The sequence below is a fragment of the Parapedobacter tibetensis genome (genome assembly GCF_024704835.1).
In the GTDB taxonomy this organism is placed as follows: Bacteria; Bacteroidota; Bacteroidia; order Sphingobacteriales; family Sphingobacteriaceae; genus Parapedobacter; species Parapedobacter tibetensis.
This window is the reverse complement of sequence record NZ_JAMXBE010000013.1, coordinates 46,820-65,635: the sequence shown is the minus strand read 5'-3', so window position 1 is coordinate 65,635 and position 18,816 is coordinate 46,820. Positions and strand designations below refer to the sequence as shown.

10 protein-coding genes are annotated in these 18,816 nt (G+C 47.8%); 9 read left to right on the top strand and 1 reads right to left on the bottom strand.

Going from position 1 to position 18,816, the window contains the following annotated elements:
- Positions 1-159: 159 nt before the first annotated feature.
- The 4 genes from NF543_RS18660 to NF543_RS18645 all read left to right on the top strand — a co-directional run bounded on the left by NF543_RS18660 (position 160) and on the right by NF543_RS18645 (position 10,162).
- Positions 160-2,424: an alpha-L-rhamnosidase-related protein gene (locus NF543_RS18660; protein ID WP_257669702.1), complete on the top strand. Its 2,265-nt coding sequence runs from the start codon at positions 160-162 to the stop codon at positions 2,422-2,424.
- 267 nt (positions 2,425-2,691) lie between these two features.
- Positions 2,692-4,602 carry a rhamnogalacturonan lyase family protein gene (locus NF543_RS18655; protein WP_257669701.1) on the top strand — a complete coding sequence of 637 codons (1,911 nt, stop codon included), beginning with the start codon at positions 2,692-2,694 and terminating at the stop codon, positions 4,600-4,602.
- A gap of 111 nt (positions 4,603-4,713) precedes the next feature.
- Positions 4,714-7,962, top strand: coding sequence for a SusC/RagA family TonB-linked outer membrane protein (locus NF543_RS18650; RefSeq protein WP_257669700.1), 3,249 nt, complete (start codon positions 4,714-4,716; stop codon positions 7,960-7,962).
- 37 nt (positions 7,963-7,999) lie between these two features.
- A complete protein-coding gene (locus NF543_RS18645; RefSeq protein WP_257669699.1) occupies positions 8,000-10,162 on the top strand; it encodes a RagB/SusD family nutrient uptake outer membrane protein in 2,163 nt (720 codons plus the stop codon).
- Positions 10,163-10,309: 147 nt separating this feature from the next.
- Here NF543_RS18645 and NF543_RS18640 read toward each other — a convergent pair whose 3' ends face one another.
- Positions 10,310-11,023 (bottom strand): DUF6250 domain-containing protein, encoded by a 714-nt coding sequence (locus NF543_RS18640; protein ID WP_257669698.1) that lies wholly within the window; start codon positions 11,021-11,023, stop codon positions 10,310-10,312.
- 49 nt (positions 11,024-11,072) lie between these two features.
- Between NF543_RS18640 and NF543_RS18635 the strand changes: the two genes are divergently transcribed.
- The 5 genes from NF543_RS18635 (at position 11,073) to NF543_RS18615 (ending at position 18,485) form a co-directional block, all read left to right on the top strand.
- Entirely contained in the window at positions 11,073-13,784 is a 2,712-nt protein-coding gene (locus NF543_RS18635; protein ID WP_257669697.1) for an exo-rhamnogalacturonan lyase family protein, read from the top strand.
- Between the two features lie 125 nt (positions 13,785-13,909).
- Positions 13,910-15,283, top strand: a complete 1,374-nt coding sequence (locus NF543_RS18630) for a glycoside hydrolase family 88/105 protein (RefSeq protein ID WP_257669696.1) — start codon at positions 13,910-13,912, stop codon at positions 15,281-15,283.
- The gene (locus tag NF543_RS18625) at positions 15,283-16,131 is read left to right on the top strand and encodes a rhamnogalacturonan acetylesterase (RefSeq protein WP_257669695.1); all 849 of its coding nucleotides are present in this window, start codon (positions 15,283-15,285) and stop codon (positions 16,129-16,131) included. Before NF543_RS18630 ends, NF543_RS18625 begins: the two co-directional genes overlap by 1 nt.
- A 3-nt stretch (positions 16,132-16,134) precedes the next feature.
- Positions 16,135-17,385 carry a glycoside hydrolase family 88/105 protein gene (locus NF543_RS18620; RefSeq protein ID WP_257669694.1) on the top strand — a complete coding sequence of 417 codons (1,251 nt, stop codon included), beginning with the start codon at positions 16,135-16,137 and terminating at the stop codon, positions 17,383-17,385.
- Positions 17,385-18,485 (top strand): glycoside hydrolase family protein, encoded by a 1,101-nt coding sequence (locus NF543_RS18615; RefSeq protein WP_257669693.1) that lies wholly within the window; start codon positions 17,385-17,387, stop codon positions 18,483-18,485. Before NF543_RS18620 ends, NF543_RS18615 begins: the two co-directional genes overlap by 1 nt.
- Positions 18,486-18,816: the final 331 nt, after the last annotated feature.

Sequence of the window (18,816 nt, the reverse complement as noted above, 5' to 3'; positions counted from 1 at the left end):
TATAATCAAGGCAAATGTACAATTTCATATGTATAAATCGTTTTAGTAGTTTTAAAAAGTAGGCGACAATGCAGGTAACGTCTTCAGGTAAGCACAGGATACCCCTCTCAGTCATTCTTATTATCTTGCGTATGATTATAAACCATGTATAAGACTACGATGATCAGATTATGTATAATTGCCTTGCTTTTATTGTTTATCGGCCAAACAATGTACGGACAGGTTTGGCAAGCCAAATGGATAGCGGCAGTAGACGGAAAGGACACAGTCAATGCATGGTTTGCGTTTCGCAAGGACATCGAAATAGCTAACGTGCCTAAGGCAGCGGTAGCTAAAATCGCTGTAGATAGCAAGTATTGGCTATGGGTAAATGGCGAAATGGTGGTATTTGAAGGCGGGCTGAAAAGAGGCCCTAACCCGTATGATACCTATTATGATGAGGTGGATATTGCCCCTTATCTACAAAAAGGGCGGAATACCGTGGCTGTGAAGCTGTGGTTTTTCGGAAAGGACGGATTTTCACATAAGAATAGTGGACAAGCGGGATTGTTGTTTGATTGCGTTGCGGAAGGTGTTTCGTTGGTGAGTGACAGCTCATGGCGGGCTGAGCCGTTGCGGACTTACCAAACTGCACCACCGCCGTTGCCCAATTATCGCTTACCTGAATCAAGCATAGGGTATGATGCTCGGCTGGAGCAGGCGGACTGGAAAGACCCCAATCAAATGGAGGAGATGCCCAACGCCATTGAAATCGGCAGCGCAGGCATATTGCCTTGGAATAAGCTTGTACGACGTCCGATTCCGTTATGGAAGGATTTCGGATTAAAAAACTACGTAGGTAATCTTAAAACCTATCAGCAACGTGGAGACACCATCCTATGTCAATTGCCGTATAATGCCCAATTCACCCCTTACCTCCGAGTAAAGGCACGGGCTGGGCAAAAAATCGTGATGATGACCGATAATTATGTTCATTATAATGGATCTGACGACAATATTCGTGCGGAGTACATTACCAAGGAAGGTGTTCAGGAATATGAAAGCCTGGGATGGCTGAATGGCCATTGGATGTACTACATCATCCCAGAAGGCGTGGAAGTGCTGGATCTAAAATATAGAGAGACAGGCTATGATACCGAATTTGCAGGAAGTTTTTCATCAAGTGACGACTTCTTGAATAAACTATGGGAAAAGGCTCGACGGACGCTATATATTACCATGCGCGACACGTATATGGACTGCCCGGATAGGGAGCGTGCACAATGGACCGGTGATGCGGTGTTAGAAGCCGAAGAGGCCTTTTATGCCTTGGATACCGCTTCACATGCCTTGGCGCGCAAGTGGTTATATGAATTGATTGGATGGCAGCGGGAAGACAGCAGCCTATATGCCCCAGTGCCAGCAGGTAATTGGGACAAAGAACTGCCGGACCAAGTGTTGGCCAGCATCGGCTATTATGGAATATGGACATACTATCTCCATACGGGTGATTTGCAGGCCTTGGAGGACCTATATCCGGCCATACAGCGCTACTTAGCGCTATGGGAAAAAGAGGAAAGTGGACTGGTGAAGATAAGGGAGGGAGGTTGGCTTTGGGGCGACTGGGGTGACAACAAGGATATGCTTCCCATTTTTAACCTATGGTATTACCTGGCGTTGAAAGGAAGCCAATTGATGGCCGGCGAATTGGGGCTGCAGGAAGATGAGGCAAAACATGCCCAAGCCATGCGGTTGTTTGCCCATTCCTTCAATCAGCGATTTTGGAATGGGAAGGCATACCGGGATCCACAATATACAGGTAAGACGGATGACCGGGTGCATGCATTGGCAGTGGTTTCTGGTGTGGCGGATTCCAGTAAATCTCCGGCAATCATGGACGTTTTCGCAACGGAGGAGCATGCCAGCCCCTATATGGAAAAATATGTTTATGAGGCCATGTACCAGATGGGTTTTCCGGAAGAAGCCAATGTCCGCCATGAAAAACGCTTCTCCATGATGGTCAATAACGAGTACTTCAGCACATTGTTTGAAGGTTGGGGCATCGGCGGAGAGGGATTTGGCGGTGGAACGGTCAACCATGCATGGAGTGGAGGAGGGCTGACGATCTTATCGAGCTATTTATGTGGTATAAGGCCTTTGGAGCCAGGATATAAGACATTCCTCGTGGCTCCGCAGCTAGGGGCGATCACGCAGGCTTCAGCAGCGGTGGCAAGTGTTCGGGGGATGATTAAAGCAAGTTTTAATCGAAATCAAGATACACTCAATATGGAGCTCACGGTACCCGAAGGTGCTACCGCAATTCTTCAATTACCTGCTGGAAAACACCGCGAAGTTATCGTTAATGGAAACCAACATGATTTCGACCGGCATCCGCAAATCCACCTGCCTCACGGCAATTGGTTCGTGAAATCGATTACCGATTAATCCCAGCGCATTTGGGCTTAATTTCGGTTTTTTCAGGACACAGCAGGATGGCCGTTATTATTTTTTTTCTCAACTTAGAAAAAATTTGGACAGTGAGGTCCGGAATGTTATAAACTTATTAAGCAGTTATCATAGGAAGCGGAGCATCTACATGTCAATGTAGCGTTGCTTGTATATAGACAGTTGGGCTGCTCAATAACCGATGATATAGCTTGATCGTGCAAACGTTTACAATAAACTGCCAAAATGCCAAATTATGCCTATATAATGCTAAAAGAAATTTTTCTGTTAATGATATGTTTCGTGGGCCTCCCGGTATTTGCACAAGACCAGGCTGAGCGGCATTACTTATATCCCGTACTCAAGCCTCGGCACGAAGCTAAGCCTAAGGTTATTGGATGGGCCCGGGAACGTGTCGAAGAGAAACTTGATCGGGGCATACTAGCCGTATCAAATGGTGAGGGACAGGTGTATATCAGTTGGCGTTTGCTGAAGACCGATCCGGCCGAGACGGCTTTCAATGTGTACCGTGCCATAGGTAACGGCAAAGGGCAAAAACTCAATAACAAGCCACTCCTCGTTACCACGGATTTTATTGACAAAGAACCAGTGCGTGGCCAAGAATGTGCTTATTGGGTTGCACCAGTAGTTGCAGGCAAGGAGCTGGAACCTTCAGAGAAGACAGTTGCACGTACAATGGCCCATGAACTTTATAAGACCATCAAACTACATGGGGAGCATATGCCCCAGAAAATTGGTGTTGCAGATCTCAATGGCGATGGCGAATTGGATTTTGTAATCAAGCAGCCCAACCGTTCAATTGACCCAGGGGGGCGGCCTAATACAGACGACTCAACTTACAAATTGGAGGCGTACCTCGGCGACGGCACGTTTCTCTGGCGTGTGGATCTTGGGCCGGGTATAGAGCAGGGCATCTGGTATTCGCCTTATGTGGTTTATGATTTTGACGGTGATGGGAAAGCTGAAGTGGCCGTTAAGACTGCCCCCAACGGTAAACGTGATCCTGATGGACGCGTCCGAAGCGGGGAAGAAGCTATTTCAATTCTTGACGGCATGACCGGTGAAGAATTGGTAAGGGCGCCATGGCCCAAACGTGATCCACGTTATGGCGACTACAATCGGCTTAATCGCAACCAAATTGGCATGGCTTATCTCGATGGAAAGACGCCGTGCCTATTGCTTGGGCGTGGTACGTATAAGTTGATGACCTTAACTGCCTACCAATTTCATGAAAAAAAATTGGAACAACTGTGGCATTGGGACGGGGATGAAGAAAACCCCATCATTCGCCATCAGGGAGCGCACAACATGCATGCTGTTGACGTGGACGGGGATGGCCGGGATGAGGTAGTGCTTGGCGCGGTGGTGATTGATGATGACGGCACGGCGCTTTGGTCTACTGGATTCGGACATCCAGATAAAGTATTCGTAAGCGATATAGATCCAACCCGTCTTGGGCTGGAGATTGCATATGTTCAGGAGGACTGGCATTTTGACGGTTATGGAGTGAACCTTGTTGATGCCAAAACTGGTGAAACCCTATGGGGTATCGGACATAAAACATACCATGTAGGTCATGGTATGGTGGCAGACATTGACCCGTCCATTCCGGGACTTGAATTTTTTGCAGCGGAAGATCCAAAAGGAAATGGCAACGGAAAATCAACGGAGAAATACCTACTCTCGGCACAGGGCAAATACCTCGCGCGTAATGACGGGGTACCTGGACAATTGAATTGGATTTTTTGGGATGATGACTTGCTGCGGGAAGAAATTATAAGCCAACCATCGATGAATAAGCGCCCCCAATTTCCCATGGCAAGCAAACTTTCCGTGACCAAATATAATGGGCCAATCGTTGCAGAAGGTATGGAAGGGAGTATTAAAATGATAGCGGATGTCGCGGGTGACTGGCGTGAAGAACTTATTACGGTTTTGCCGGGTGAACTACGTATCTATACGACCACCTTCCCGGCAACCGACCGGCGTGTATGTTTGTTGCAGGATCTGGTATACCGCAATGGGGTAGCTCACCGATCTATGGGGTATGATCAGTCACCATTGACAAGCTACTACTTGGGTGTGAATGCGGAGGATGCGTCCAAATACACACCAATCCAGTACCCACCGATGACGGAAATACCTTCGACGCAATAGTCAGAAGGTATAGGGCATCAATATGATGAGGCGATGTGCGCATTGGTGACTTTTTTAGAGCTGCTTAAGTGTCTTGTTGACATAACTAATTTTTAACCAAAATAATCCATTATGAGAAAATTGTATGACTTAGTACTACTGGGAAAATTTATCCTGATTTTCCTTAGTGTGGTGTATTGCACGGTTGTGCATGCACAGGAAATTCTCGCGATAAGCGGTACGGTCACCGCTTCGGAAGACAGCAGTCCGCTAGAAGGTGTTTCGGTTGCCGTACGGGGACAAGCAACTACTACTCAAACCGATAAACAAGGGAACTACCATATCAATGCGGCCAAGGGGAGCTATTTGGTATTCCGTTCAATAGGTTTTGAAGAACAAGCGGTCGAAGTGGTAGGCAGTACCATCGACATCGTACTCATAGCCAGCCAAAGTCATTTGGATGAAGTGGTGGTGGTGGGGTATGGTACGCAACTTAAGCGTGATGTGACAGGCGCGGTATCCCGTGTTTCAGCGTCCACTATTCAGGAGCGCCCCGTGCAAAACTTATTTGAGGCCTTGCAGGGCAAAGTTGCGGGAATCAATGCTTCGACGAATTTTAGACCTGGGGAGCTTCCTGTAATCAGAATCCGCGGTAATCGGTCTTTGAATGCTTCCAATGAACCTTTATATGTGATAGACAATATTCCGCTTGTAGCAGGCAGCATCACGGATATCAGTCCCAATGATATTGAGTCGATGGAAATTCTGAAAGATGCTTCGGCTACCGCTATTTACGGTTCAAGGGGTGCGAACGGCGTTGTACTGATTACCACGAAAAAGGGATCGGCGGGCAGGGTAACTGTAAACTATCGTGCAACAACTACCTTGGATCGATATAAATCATTGACTGAGTGGATGGGTGGCGGGGAGTATATCGATCGTTGGCGGGAGAGCCTAATGAATGGCGGCTTGTATAGTACCGCTGAGTTCACCGACCTGAATACCCCCATTGTTCCCGGTTATCCTGACCCATTTGAGGATGAGCAACGGATGGGGTTAGGCCAAGATGTCAATGCCCGCAACAATGTTTGGAAGGGCTATGAATGGGATGTGTTTGGTGAAACGGTAAGAACAAGGTCAACCACTGCACAGGAACAGGCTTGGGGATGGCCTGCTCAGGTACCTATCTACAATTCGGCCAATATCCCCACTTATGATTGGATAGATAATGCGATACGGCAAGGGGTCACCCAAAACCACCAATTGTCAGTGTCCGCTGGTACCGAAACATCCAGGGTTTACTTGTCTATGGATTACTTCGATCAGTTGGGTGTACAGAAAGATCAGGATTACGAGCGTTTCGCGGTGAATCTCAACGGAGACATTACCCCAAATAGCTGGCTGACAGTTGGAGCTTCTGTGATGGCTTCCTTGGCGGTACAAAATTTCGGTATTCTTCCCCCAAATACTTCTAATACAGGGTCTAAAGATTTGTATTCTAGGGCTGCTGATCAATTTCCCTATGCACCAATGAAGGATGAAAATGGAGATTACATACGCAATTCAGGGGGTAATTTGCAATTGTTTAACCCCTTAATTGACATCGACCAAGTGAAAAACGAAAGACGGATAGGAGCAGTCTCACCCAACCTTTTTGCCGAAGTGAAATTCATACCTTGGCTGAAATACCGGTTGAATTTTGGTGCTCAGTTTCGGAGTTTTAGGAATGGGTTATGGACGGGCCCCGAAGCGACCAGCCACCTCACGAACCGGCCCAACACCGCCGGATATAACACGAGCCAGCAGTTTTCTTGGGTAGCTGAAAACCTCCTCTTTGTGGATAAAACGTTCGCTGATATTCATACCATCAATGTGACATTGCTTCAATCGGCCCAACGGTTCCGTACAGAGAACATCGGAGCTAATGTAGCGGGAAACATTTATGATATCAGTTACTGGTATGACTTGGCGTCGAATACCAATGGTGCTCCTCAGGGCTATGGAACAGGTTTTTCGGAAAATACGTTGATGTCATGGATGGGACGCGTGAACTACAGCTTATTGGATAGATATTTGGTGACCGTTACTGGACGCTATGATGGCTCTTCGGTATTGGCGCCGGGTCACAAGTGGGATTTCTTTCCTTCATTTGCCCTCGCATGGAAAATGCAGGAAGAGGAGTTCTTGGCTGGTGTCGACTGGTTGAATGAGTTGAAGCTCCGTGTGGGGTACGGGATCACGGGAAATTCAGCTGTTAATCCATACTCCACATCTGGACCATTGAGCCGCAACCCCTATGTCTTTGGTTCGACTCCAGCAATAGGGTACCTCCCCCAACTGGTGAAAAATCCGTTGCTTGGTTGGGAAAAAACAGCACAAATAAATGTGGGTGTGGATTTTGCCATTGTAGATAACAGGTTCTCCGGTTCCATTGAATATTATGAAGGCAATACATTCGATTTGATTATGCCCAAGACACTGCCCGCGGTTTCAGGGTACGTACAAAAACTGGAAAACGTGGGCAAAACAAGAAATCGGGGGGTTGAGCTTACATTGTCAACGGTCAACATCAGAAACGATAATTTCAGTTGGTCCACTGATTTCAACTGGAGCAACAATAGGGAGGAAATCGTCGAACTGCTGAACGGCAAGGAAGACATGTTGGCCAACCGTTGGTTTATCGGTCAGCCACTGCAAGTCTACTTTCAATATGACAACGCAGGCATTTGGCAGAATACAACGGAGGACTTAGCTGAGATGGCTAAATTCAATGCAAATGGCCACCAATTCCATCCCGGCACGATCAAAGTGGTAGACCAAAATGGCGATTACCGGATCACAGGTGATGACATGGTGGTATTAGGAACCACACGTCCGAAATGGACTGGTGGTATCACGAATACGCTCACCTATAAGAATTGGACATTTAGCTCGTTTATCTACGCTAGGTGGGGACAGACGTACTTTGGTGGATATCCTAATTCCTACGGTGGAATATGGCCGAATGGCAGGGTAGAAAACGACGTATGGCGGTGGGATAACCCTGACGGGAAGTGGCCCATGCCCAACTCTGGCAATGTCGAAAATATTACAGCAGCCATGCAGTACCATGATGGTTCCTTCATTGCGGTAAGAAATATTTCGTTAAGTTATGATTTCCCGCAAAGTTGGCTTGCGGGAAGATTCATAAAAAACATCCAATTAAACGCACAGGTGTTGAACCCCTTTATATTCGGAAAGGACATTGTTAAATACGGCATCAACCCGGATGATGAAACCAATTGGTCAGTCGCCTCTTCCAATACGAATCCGCTTGGTGGTATGAACAACAATACAGTAGTGCCACAATCCTACGTATTTGGCTTGAGGGCAGGTTTTTAACATTTATTGATTTGTTTACTCTATATACAGTATAATCATGAAAAGATACATCGCATTTTTATTGATAATGGCTACCATGCTTTCCTGCAAGGATTTTCTGGAGGAAAAGCAGGTCTCTACCCTTACCCAGGATTATTACAATACGGAGAGTGGGCTGGAAGTGATGATAAAGAGCTTATATGTGTACGCTCGCGTGAAACATGAATGGGATGCCAATGGTGCTAGGCTTATTGAAACCGAGACAGATGCTTACATGACCTCATCAGCCCCCGTAGCTCGGATGACAAGCGCCGAGTATGGCACGGATGTAAGCCGTATTGCCGGAAACATCAATAACTTCCTTGGATCGGCCAACTCGAATTATGCACCGATGGGTGCATATCCGCATATCAACAATTGCAACATCGCCCTTGACCAAATAGATAATGTACATCCTGGTATGTACGGCACGGATCTAGCCTTCAGTAATGAACGCAAGGCTGAGGTGTTGTTTTTGCGGGCTTGGGCCTACTATTTGGTGTCCAATCAGCTTGGGGACGTGCCGCTACTACTCGAACCGAAACGAGAAGATAATGGAATTTATTATTATCCAAAAACCAGTTTGGAGGATATCTATAAAAAAATCATCACGGATGTTCGTTTCGCCTATGAACACCTCCCGCCAAACCAATCCGACTATGGCAGGGTGACCAAATGGGCAGCTGGGCATTTTCTCGCAAAGCTATACCTGAACAGGGCACAAGCTGCAGGGTTCCAAAGCAGTGCAGAAGAACATCTCCGTATGCTTTACAAAGGCAGTGTGTCTACCGACTTGGACTCGGTCATCAGTGTGACCACAGAGGTCATCAATGGCATGGGAGGCGAAAGTATTGGTCTGGCTCCGGATTACTGGATGTTGTTTGACCCCGAAGTCGCTGAAAGCACTCCGCATAAGGAGGTGCTTTGGTCAGCACAGTTTGATGTGAATACATCACTCAATGGCAGGTTCGGAGGCAATCGGTCCGTGAATTACCACGTGGGTAATTATACGGACCAGACAGGAGTAACTAGGGCAATGGCCTACGGACGACCGTTCGGTACGTTCAAACCTACAGACTGGGCATATGACAATTTTAGGGATAAGGTAAACGATTCACGCTATTATAAAACGTTTTCCTATGAGTACGTCAGCAACATGCCGCCAAGCACGAGCACGTCCTATACGTGGAACACAGCGGCAGCTGCATGGTGGAATGTCAATAAGCCGGATGGTGAACCCACTGTTTCAGCGGGGGAAAAGCGGATTTTGCAAGACTCTAGGGCATTGATTTATATCGAAAACCAAAAGGAAGAAGCATTGGATTCGGCTACAGTGATGAGCCAGCCGTATCAATTCATGGTACGCTGGATCAAATCTGCGAACACGGGTAAGTATTATTACCGGCTTTTCATTGACGGCTCCAATATGGGGCTTGCCACTACACGAAATGCACCTTATCTTGCTTCAAAAAAATATGTCGACCCGATGCGGGGTGGCAGTGCGGATGAAGCCAATTTCAACAGTGAAGCTGGTACTCGTGATGCTATACTGATGCGCCTTGCCGAAACCTTCCTCATCCGGGCTGAAGCCTATGGGCGCAAAGGACAATATGGGTTGGCAGTGGATGACATCAACGTGCTAAGGAGACGTGCAGCCTATAAAGCCGGTGAAAGCCGCCCACAGGTGTTGGCCCAATGGGAGCCGAAGGCTGCTACATTACCAGCCGAAGAAAGACAGGCACCCTACCAAAGCAGCGCCAATACGTATGACAAAATTAATGTTTCTATGAACCATTTCACTCCGGGTACGCCGGAAGCTACCCAAGAGGGATACATCCCGACCGTTACAACGATGGCTGACATGTTCATACACTTTATATACAATGAGAAAGTCAGGGAATTTTTATCAGAAGGCATCGCTTGGGAAGATCAACACAACACTGGGATACTCTATGACCGGGTGATTTATTTCAACCAAATGGCCTCGGACCGGAGTGGTTTGTGGCCTGTGGCAACAAATACGGACAACGGTAACGGACAGAACGGCAATGGTAAAGGCCAAATGGCCAAGCACCATACGTTCCGCCCATGGCCGAATGCTTTCCTCGTACAGCTTACCGATGAGAATGGCAATCCGCTTGACGAGACAACAAGAAATGCTTACCAAAATCCGGGATATTAATGGATATGGGGGCTCTTTTGGATTAAGGCACGGAGGATACCCCTGTATACCCGAGAGGAAATCTATTTGGAAACACCAAACCCCTCCAATTTTATAGTATGGTGGGATGCGGATCCGCTGCGGGAATTATTAGATCACACCACATATTTATTCGATTTGATAGATTTTCAATGCATCGATGGAATGCCGGGAATATGTGGAGCGAAAACCGAAGTAGCCCTTGGTAAGCGGTTCGGGGTCTTCATGGCTGAATACCAATTCGCCGTCCACCCAAAAGGAAGTGGTGCCATCCTTTACAACGGTACGTATATGATAAGTACGGTTTGCTTCAAGCAGTTGGTCATCCCGCTCGTAAAGCAAGGGCTTCTCACCCGTGCCTTCGTACTTCCGAAAACGCGTAGTGGTATTGGTATTGCCACCCATACCCACATAATAAAGTGATAATGAATCATATTCTTCAAATATACCCGAGCGGGAAAATAATGAATCACGATTTGGATCGGTGGCCATCCAGAATTGGTTTAAGTCCGATACTCGGTCATTGGCTCCGCTGTCTAGTACCACCGTACGTTCGTACTCGATTTCGATATTCCCTTCCAGTTGGTGGTTTAACCAAACCGTTACCCCACCATAAGTGTCCATCCACAATTTTCCATCCTTTACGTATACGGAAGACGCTGGAGCGGGTGCGATTTCCATCACCCACTTGGTGCTGTCCAGTTTGTCAAATTGCTCTTCGAACAGGAGTTGCCGGGTCTCTTGAGAATCTGTTGTTTCCCGTGCCGACTGCTGGGGTGATTGGTACGACGATAAGGCCGTTGAAATCGATAGCAATGCTGGGATAATATGATATAAACGCATGCTGCTAAAATGAACAAAATAATGATAAAAAAATAATTTGAATTGAAATATGGCTGATAAAAACAGACTGAATAGAAGAACCTTTGTCAAGCAATCATTCGCACTTGCTTCCGCTTTTCCTTTATACCACTCCCTGCCGTGGCTAGCCACGGAAAAGGACAATGGACGCGGGGTACCCCTGCAATGGATGGGAAACCATAAGCCCACGATGCCCATGGGATTGACCTGGGGAGTGCCTTGGCAACAAGGTGAATTGTTCAATGTCGATAAATTGAATTTACAGGAAAATGACTTGTCAAGTGTCACCCTGCAAAGTTGGGTGACGGCCCGTTGGCCCGACGGTTCGCTGAAATGGACAGCCCACGCTGTGCCTGCAGCAACATATATCGGCGACCAACTTTTGCTGACCACACAACCTAAGGGCGCTAATCGAGCCCTCGACCCACAGTTGGTTGTTGTTGATGAGGACCAGCATGTTACTGTTGATACCGGTAAAGCTTCTTTCCGGTTCAACAAGAACGGCGATGCATTGATAGCTGAAATACGCAGGGGCAACAAGGTGTTGGCCAAGGAGGGCCAATTGGTGCTAAATGTACGCAATAGCTCCGATCCGGAGCAAGGAATGCCCATGGTCGCGCAGGATTTTATCAGCGAAATCGCCCAAGTGGAGGTAGAGCAGCGCGGACCCATACGTGCCGTTATCAAAGTTACAGGCAGTCATCAGTCAGCAGAAGGCAGGCAACTGCTGCCTTTTGTTGTTCGGTTTTATATATATGCCGCTGGGGAATCGATGCGTGTGGTACATAGTATCGTCTATGACGCAGACGAGCAGCAGGATTTCATCAGCGGATTGGGGTTACGGTTTACCATGCCACTGACCGATGAACTGTACAACAGGCATGTCCGCTTCTGCGGCGCCGATGAAGGCGTATTTGGCGAGGCAGTCAAAGGACTCACGGGGCTTCGAAGGGATCCAGGAAAATCGGTGCGGGACGCACAGGTGGCCGGCAAGGCAACCCCGCCCGAAGAAGATTTCCATCCTTCGGTTAAAAAGAATATACATTACATCGCTACATTTGGCGACTACACCTTATTGCAGCCAAATCCCGAAGGTTTTGAAATTAGAAAGCGCACCAAAAAAGGCCACGCCTGGCTGCAGTCGGCTTTTGGCCAGCGTGCGGCCGGCGTAGGTTACTTGGGCGGGCCGTCCGGAGGGGTTGCTTTTGGTATCCGGAATTTCTGGAAGAGTTTCCCGGCACAACTGGATATCCGGCACGCGGAAACGGAGCAAGCCCAAGTAACCTTATGGCTTTGGGCGCCGGATGCCCAGCCGATGGATCTGCGCTTTTACCATGATGGCATGGGGCAGGATACACATCAAAAACAGCTGGACGCGCTCGATATCAATTATGAAGATTATGAGCCCGGCTTCGGCACTCCTCATGGGGTGGCGCGCACCAGCGAAATGGAACTTTGGGCCTTGGATCATACCCCTGCGGCGGCAGACTTAACCGCGCTGGCCGCACAAATCAATGAGCCCCCTTTGTTGGTTTGTCAACCAGCGTATTATCACGATACCGGTATTTTTGGAGGGGCGTTCTCTCCGGTCAATCAACAAGATGCCACGGAACAGGCCATCGAAGAGCAGCTCGCGTTCTACATTGAGTATTATAAGACACAAATAGAACAGCACAAGTGGTATGGTTTCTGGAATTACGGAGACGTGATGCATAGCTATGACCGAGACCGGCATATGTGGCGCTATGATGTGGGAGGCTTTGCTTGGGACAATTCCGAGCTATCAACAGATTTATGGCTATGGTACTATTTCTTACGGACAGGGAGATACGATGTGTTCCGGATGGCCGAGGCGATGACTCGGCATACCGGAGAGGTGGATGTACATCATATTGGTCCCTTCAGTCCCTTGGGCTCCAGACATAATGTGCAACATTGGGGTTGCAGTGCCAAACAGCTACGTATTAGCACTGTGGCCAACCGACGGTTTTACTACTACCTAACAGCCGATGAACGAATAGGGGACTTGATGCGGGAGCAATTGGATGCCGCAGCAACCGTCAGGCGCATCGTGCCGGGTCGCAAAATCGGGCAACGGGCTGCCGATAAGGAAGGCTATGCAAGCATTGGCTTTGGTACCGATTGGGGAGCTCTTGCTGCGGCGTGGTTTACCGAATGGGAACGTACGGCCGACAAGCGTATGCGGGCTCGGCTGGAAAATAGCATGCGTACCATTGCCGCGCAACCCCGTGGTTTTTTTACCGGTGTTGCGCTTATGGACTTGGAGACGGGGGAATTTTCAAGGGCTGATTCGGAGCGGATCTCTGTATCACATCTTAGTGCCGCTTTTGGCCTTCCAGAAATCTGTACGGAATTGATTGAAAATTTCGATATCCCCGAGTTCAGCGCTGCTTGGCTACAGTATTGCCGTTTGTACAACGCGTCAGAAACGCTGCAACAGGAAGAACTGGGTAAACCATTGGGTAAGCTCAACCTTGCACAGGGGCACAGTAAGCTCACCGCGTATGCAGCCAGGAAATTGTCAGATAAGGAGTTGGGGCAACGGGCATGGGCTGAATTTTATGCTGCTGGGGCGGGCATGCCCGTGGCCATGCCGACTACCCATATCGTCATACCCCCCGATGTCCTCGCTCCCGTAATGGAAGCTCCTGTCTCCACCAACGCGGCAGCCCAATGGGGGCTTGCAGCCATGCAGTGTTTGGCCTTTATTGGATCACCTTAAAGGCTCCTATGGATACAGCTATTTAGGACACCAATTAATGAAAAAAACAGGATACACCATGATGGTCGACAATTGAAAGATTCGTAGTTTAGCAGACATATTAAACCAGTTATATTCATAGTAAAATGTTGAAAATACAGTTAATTAGCAAAGCGTTTTTTTATACGGCACTTTCTCTTTCGGTATATTCCTGCAAGGAGCCGGGCAAACAACAAGAGACTGCCAACGACGTGAATACCCCCCTACATCTGCTACAACCCGATTACTCAGTGTTTTATGGACAAACAGATAAGGACGCCGTGAAGGTGGTGCTCGATCGGGTACATGCCTATTTAGATGAGGCCACCCCTGTGGCGTTGGTCGATGCCGATACCAATACACCAGTGGATAATCTAGCTGATATTGATACCAATACCCGCTTTGAGCAGGGCAACTTCCGCCTGATTAGCTATGAGTGGGGAGTCACCTACGGGGCCATGTTGTTGGCATCGGAAGCGACGGGCGACCAGCGCTATCAGGAGTACACACAAAAACGGGTAAATTTTATTGCCGACGTAGTACAGGCATACCGGAATTTCGAGGCAACATCCTCCAACTTCAGAAGCCCCGTACATTCGGTTACCCATCCAAGGGCCCTCGATGATGCAGGCGCAATGTGTGCGGCCATCATCAAAACGCAACAGTCTGGGGTGATTCAAAAAGACATACGTCCAATCATTGACAATTATGTGGATTATATTCTTAATAAAGAGTTTAGGCTTACGGACGGCACCTTGGCGCGCAACAGGCCTCAGCCCAATACGCTTTGGCTTGACGACCTTTACATGAGCCTTCCTGCGCTCGTGCAAATGGGAAAATTGACTGGCGAAAGTCGCTATTTTGATGAAGCATTACGGCAGTTTTGGTTGTTTGCCGATCGGATGTTTGTGCAAGATAAAGGACTGTATATGCATGGGTGGGTACAGGATATGGAGCCCCATCCTGTATTTCATTGGGCCCGGGCGAATGGTTGGGCCTTGTTAACCAAGGTCGAAATCCTGCGAGTGCTTCCGGAAGACCATCCTGCCCGTGAAAAATTGTTGGCGCAGTACAGGGCACACGTTGGTGGGCTGGCTGTATTGCAACACGGCACCGGTTTCTGGCATCAATTGCTTGACCGAAACGATACGTACCTGGAAACATCGGCTACGGCCATATACGCATACTGTATTGCTCATGGCATTAATAACGGCTGGTTGGATGCCAAAGCCTACGGCCCAATGGCTTTACAGGCCTGGAATGCGGTAAGCACGATGGTCAATGAAGAAGGACAAGTGGAGGGGACCTGTGTGGGTACCGGGATGGGCTTTGACCCGGCATTCTACTACCATCGACCAGTCAATAAGTATGCCGCCCACGGTTATGGTCCTGCTTTGCTTGCAGGGGCAGAGATTTATCGCCTGCTAGACGGATTTAAATACGAAATCAACGATAGCTCCGTGCAGTTTTTGGATAACTGATGAAGAGAAAATATATCTTATGGGCCTGTATAATATTCCCGTTGTTATCCATGCAGCCGCCCCGGCCAACCGTATACATCATCGGTGACTCTACCGTGCGCAATACCCATGAAGTGCAACAGGGGTGGGGGAGTCACCTGGCAGATTATTTAGATACTTCCCGTGTTCGGGTAGATAACAACGCCATGGCGGGACGCAGTACACGCACTTTTATCAAAGAAGGCCGTTGGGCAAAAGTATGCTCCTTATTGCATAAGGGCGACTATGTGCTCATCCAATTTGGGCATAATGAGGGTAGCGAACCCGATACCACAAGGGCAGGGTACCGGGGGGTGCTCCGGGGCACCGGTGATGAAGCCAAGCAAGAGAAAGTTCATTTCATAGACCTAAATAAGCGCACGGCGGATAAGTACGACCAGATGGGTGCCGACGAAGAAGCCAAGGAAATATACAATCCCATCACTCGGCAACAGGAAACGGTTTATACCTATGGCCGGTACCTAGCTGCCTTTGTGCAGGAGGCAAAATCCAAAGGTGCAACGGTGTACATATGCTCGCCAATACCGCGTAATAATTGGAAGGGAGGCACGGTAGCTACCAGCACGGAAAGTTATCCGCAATGGGCCAAGCAGATAGCTGAACAACAGGATGCGTATTACATAGATCTGCATGAACGTATTGTTACAAAATACAATGGGATGGGCTCCGCAAAGGTGCAGGCATACTTTACAGAAGCTGACCATACCCATACCAATGAAACAGGGGCGAGAATGAATGCAAAAACCGTGGCTGAGACCATTGCGTCTTTGGTTCAAAATCCGTTGAAAGAATACCTGAAACTAAACTAATATATGAATAAGTGCTATTTAATCTTGATGCTTGTAATGGGATGGCATTTGTCCTATTCCCAAGAAGTAACCCCAAGTGAGGATGAAGTAATCGTTAAAAAAGTGGCGGATTACATTTTAGGCAAAGCGGAATTCGCCTTTGCCGACAAAACCGGTAACACCTATACCAAAACCTCCGATATCCCCAAGGATGTGGAAGTTGATTTCAAGTCCTCATACGGTGCCTGGCATTATACAAATGGTGTAATCAACATGGCTATGCTCAACCTCTATGATTTCACGGGAGAAGAGAAATATGCCAAGTATGCACAAGACCATGTGCTTTTCGGGTTTGACAATTACGCCTATTTTCAACGTATCTTCAAACATGACCGCCCTCATCACCGTTTTCCTTTTGGCCAACTTTGGACGATGGAGGAATTGGATGACTTTGGTGCTATGAGTGCAAGTATCCTCGACGTGTATCAACATACACCCCGCCAGGAATATAAAGTATATTTGGAAAATGGTATTAAACGACTGAGCGATGGCCAAGCCAGGTTATCCGATGGTACGTTGGTACGTACGTTCCCGGTTGATAAAACCTTATGGGCGGATGATCTGTACATGAGTGTGCCCTTTTTGGCAAGGATGGCCCAATTTACCGGCAATGGAAGGTATTTCGATGATGCGATCAACCAACTATTGAATTTTGATAAATACCTGTGGCATGGAGGCAAAGGGCTTTATTACCACTGTTACTATTCAACCAACAAACAAAACGGTGTAGCCCATTGGGGGCGCAGCAATGGCTGGTTGGTGGTGGCTCAGCTGCATTTGTTGGACAAGTTACCCAAAGATCACCCAAATCGGCAAGATGTCATTGCTAATCTACAGAAGCAATTGATCGGTCTAGCCCGCTACCAAGACGCTGAAGGGCTTTGGCATCAGTTAATCGACAAACCTGATTCTTATGCGGAAGCTTCGGCCACAGCCATGTTTGTACAGGGGTTTGCCAAAGCCGTAAACGAAGGCTGGCTTGATGCGCATTATGCTTCTGTGGCCTTGGTAGGGTGGGAAGGCATGAAGCAACATTTCATTACGGAGGATGGGCAGGTGAACGATATTTGCGTAGGTACGGGAATTGCAGATAATTTGCGTTTTTACTACACCCGCCCCGCCCGTCCAAATGAAAAACACGGAGTGGGTTCGGTGATTGATGCGGGAATAGAAATTGTCAAATTGAAAAGGAAACTAGCGGAGAAAGACAAGTGATGGAACCGACTAAGTATAGGGGTATCGATAGACGGCAGTTCATTGCTGGCTTGTCCATGATGGCCGTGGGGCTGCCCTTAGGGGCTGCTACATCTAGGAGAGGTATGGAGGAGCATTTACCTGAATCAGATTTTAGCCGTAAGCTAGTGCCCGTAGGTCGCGCCCTCGAAATGGAAGGATATTACGTATGGTGCAATAGTCCGATTATCGGTGACGATGGGAAGACGCATGTATTTTTTTCCCGATGGGATGCAAAGCGGGGTATGAGTGGCTGGATAAATGGTTGCGAAATTGCACATGCAGTGGCGGATAATCCCATGAGCACCTTCCAATTAGTTGGGCCGGTCTTGACACCTAGGGGTGCCGGTTATTGGGATGCAACCACCTGTCATAATCCGCTCATTAAGCGGGTGGGAGACCAGTATTTCCTTTTCTACATGGGCAATGCCAATGGAAAAACCAATACCAAAAGGATAGGCCTAGCTACTGCCGATTCGCTATACGGTCCATGGAAGCGAAAAGACATACCCTTGTTGGATGTTGGGGCTGAAGGTGCTTGGGACGACCATTGCACCACCAATCCCGCTTTTGTCGAAAACGAAGATGGAACATTTTCCCTTTATTATAAATCCTGGAACACCTATGAATACGAGCATTACACAGACCCTGCCATCCGCGGCAATCGCAAATACGGCGTTGCTTTCAGCAATTCCGCTGATGGCCCCTATCATAAATATGAACACAATCCGGTAATTGATTTTTCAAGCAAAGGCGATAATAGGCAGTTTGAAGATGCCTTTGTATGGCGGGAAGGTGGTGTCTTTTATATGATAGCGCGAGATATGGGGGTATTCAATCATGATGTGGGCATTATCATGTCTTCTCCCAATGGGATTAATTGGTCTGAACCCCAAATAGCCTATAAATCACTATCAGCTTATGTGGATGAACCTCCTGCACCTGCTCATTTAAAACGCTATGGACGATTGGAACGGCCCATGCTATTGCTGGAGAACAAAAAACCAGCTTGGCTTTTTTGTGCAGCTCAAGGGGGAAAATATAGGACTTCGAGCGCATTTGTCTTCAAATGCGATGAATAATTGCTCCGTAAGACCTGCGACCGGAAACGATTGCGTAGTTTAACCTATAGTTAAAATCAGCCTTAATGAATAGCTAGGCGGCTTTTTTTAAGCTAGCCTCCTTTGGCAGCAGGATGCATCAGGATGCCAATGGGATTTACCTTTTCTAATTTTGACAGCATAAACCAATTTAATGACCAATTACATAATTTAAATGAAACGACCAACTTTTATAGATCACTCCACTTTTTGCAACTAATCATGTCGTAAGAACTTGTTTGGATGATAATCCTTAAGAAGGATTGACCAATGACTTAAATTGCCGGAATCTGGGTATGCAGATGTATCTAGT

What these genes read in the sequence shown, in the direction of transcription:
- NF543_RS18655 (WP_257669701.1), top strand. Translation starts at nt 2,692, where the DNA reads ATGCTAAAAGAAATTTTTCTGTTAATGATATGTTTCGTGGGCCTCCCG.
- NF543_RS18645 (WP_257669699.1), top strand. Translation starts at nt 8,000, where the DNA reads ATGAAAAGATACATCGCATTTTTATTGATAATGGCTACCATGCTTTCC.
- NF543_RS18630 (WP_257669696.1), top strand. Translation starts at nt 13,910, where the DNA reads ATGTTGAAAATACAGTTAATTAGCAAAGCGTTTTTTTATACGGCACTT.
- NF543_RS18635 (WP_257669697.1), top strand. Translation starts at nt 11,073, where the DNA reads ATGGCTGATAAAAACAGACTGAATAGAAGAACCTTTGTCAAGCAATCA.
- NF543_RS18640 (WP_257669698.1), bottom strand. Translation starts at nt 11,023, where the DNA reads ATGCGTTTATATCATATTATCCCAGCATTGCTATCGATTTCAACGGCC.
- NF543_RS18620 (WP_257669694.1), top strand. Translation starts at nt 16,135, where the DNA reads ATGAATAAGTGCTATTTAATCTTGATGCTTGTAATGGGATGGCATTTG.
- NF543_RS18625 (WP_257669695.1), top strand. Translation starts at nt 15,283, where the DNA reads ATGAAGAGAAAATATATCTTATGGGCCTGTATAATATTCCCGTTGTTA.
- NF543_RS18660 (WP_257669702.1), top strand. Translation starts at nt 160, where the DNA reads ATGATCAGATTATGTATAATTGCCTTGCTTTTATTGTTTATCGGCCAA.
- NF543_RS18650 (WP_257669700.1), top strand. Translation starts at nt 4,714, where the DNA reads ATGAGAAAATTGTATGACTTAGTACTACTGGGAAAATTTATCCTGATT.
- NF543_RS18615 (WP_257669693.1), top strand. Translation starts at nt 17,385, where the DNA reads ATGGAACCGACTAAGTATAGGGGTATCGATAGACGGCAGTTCATTGCT.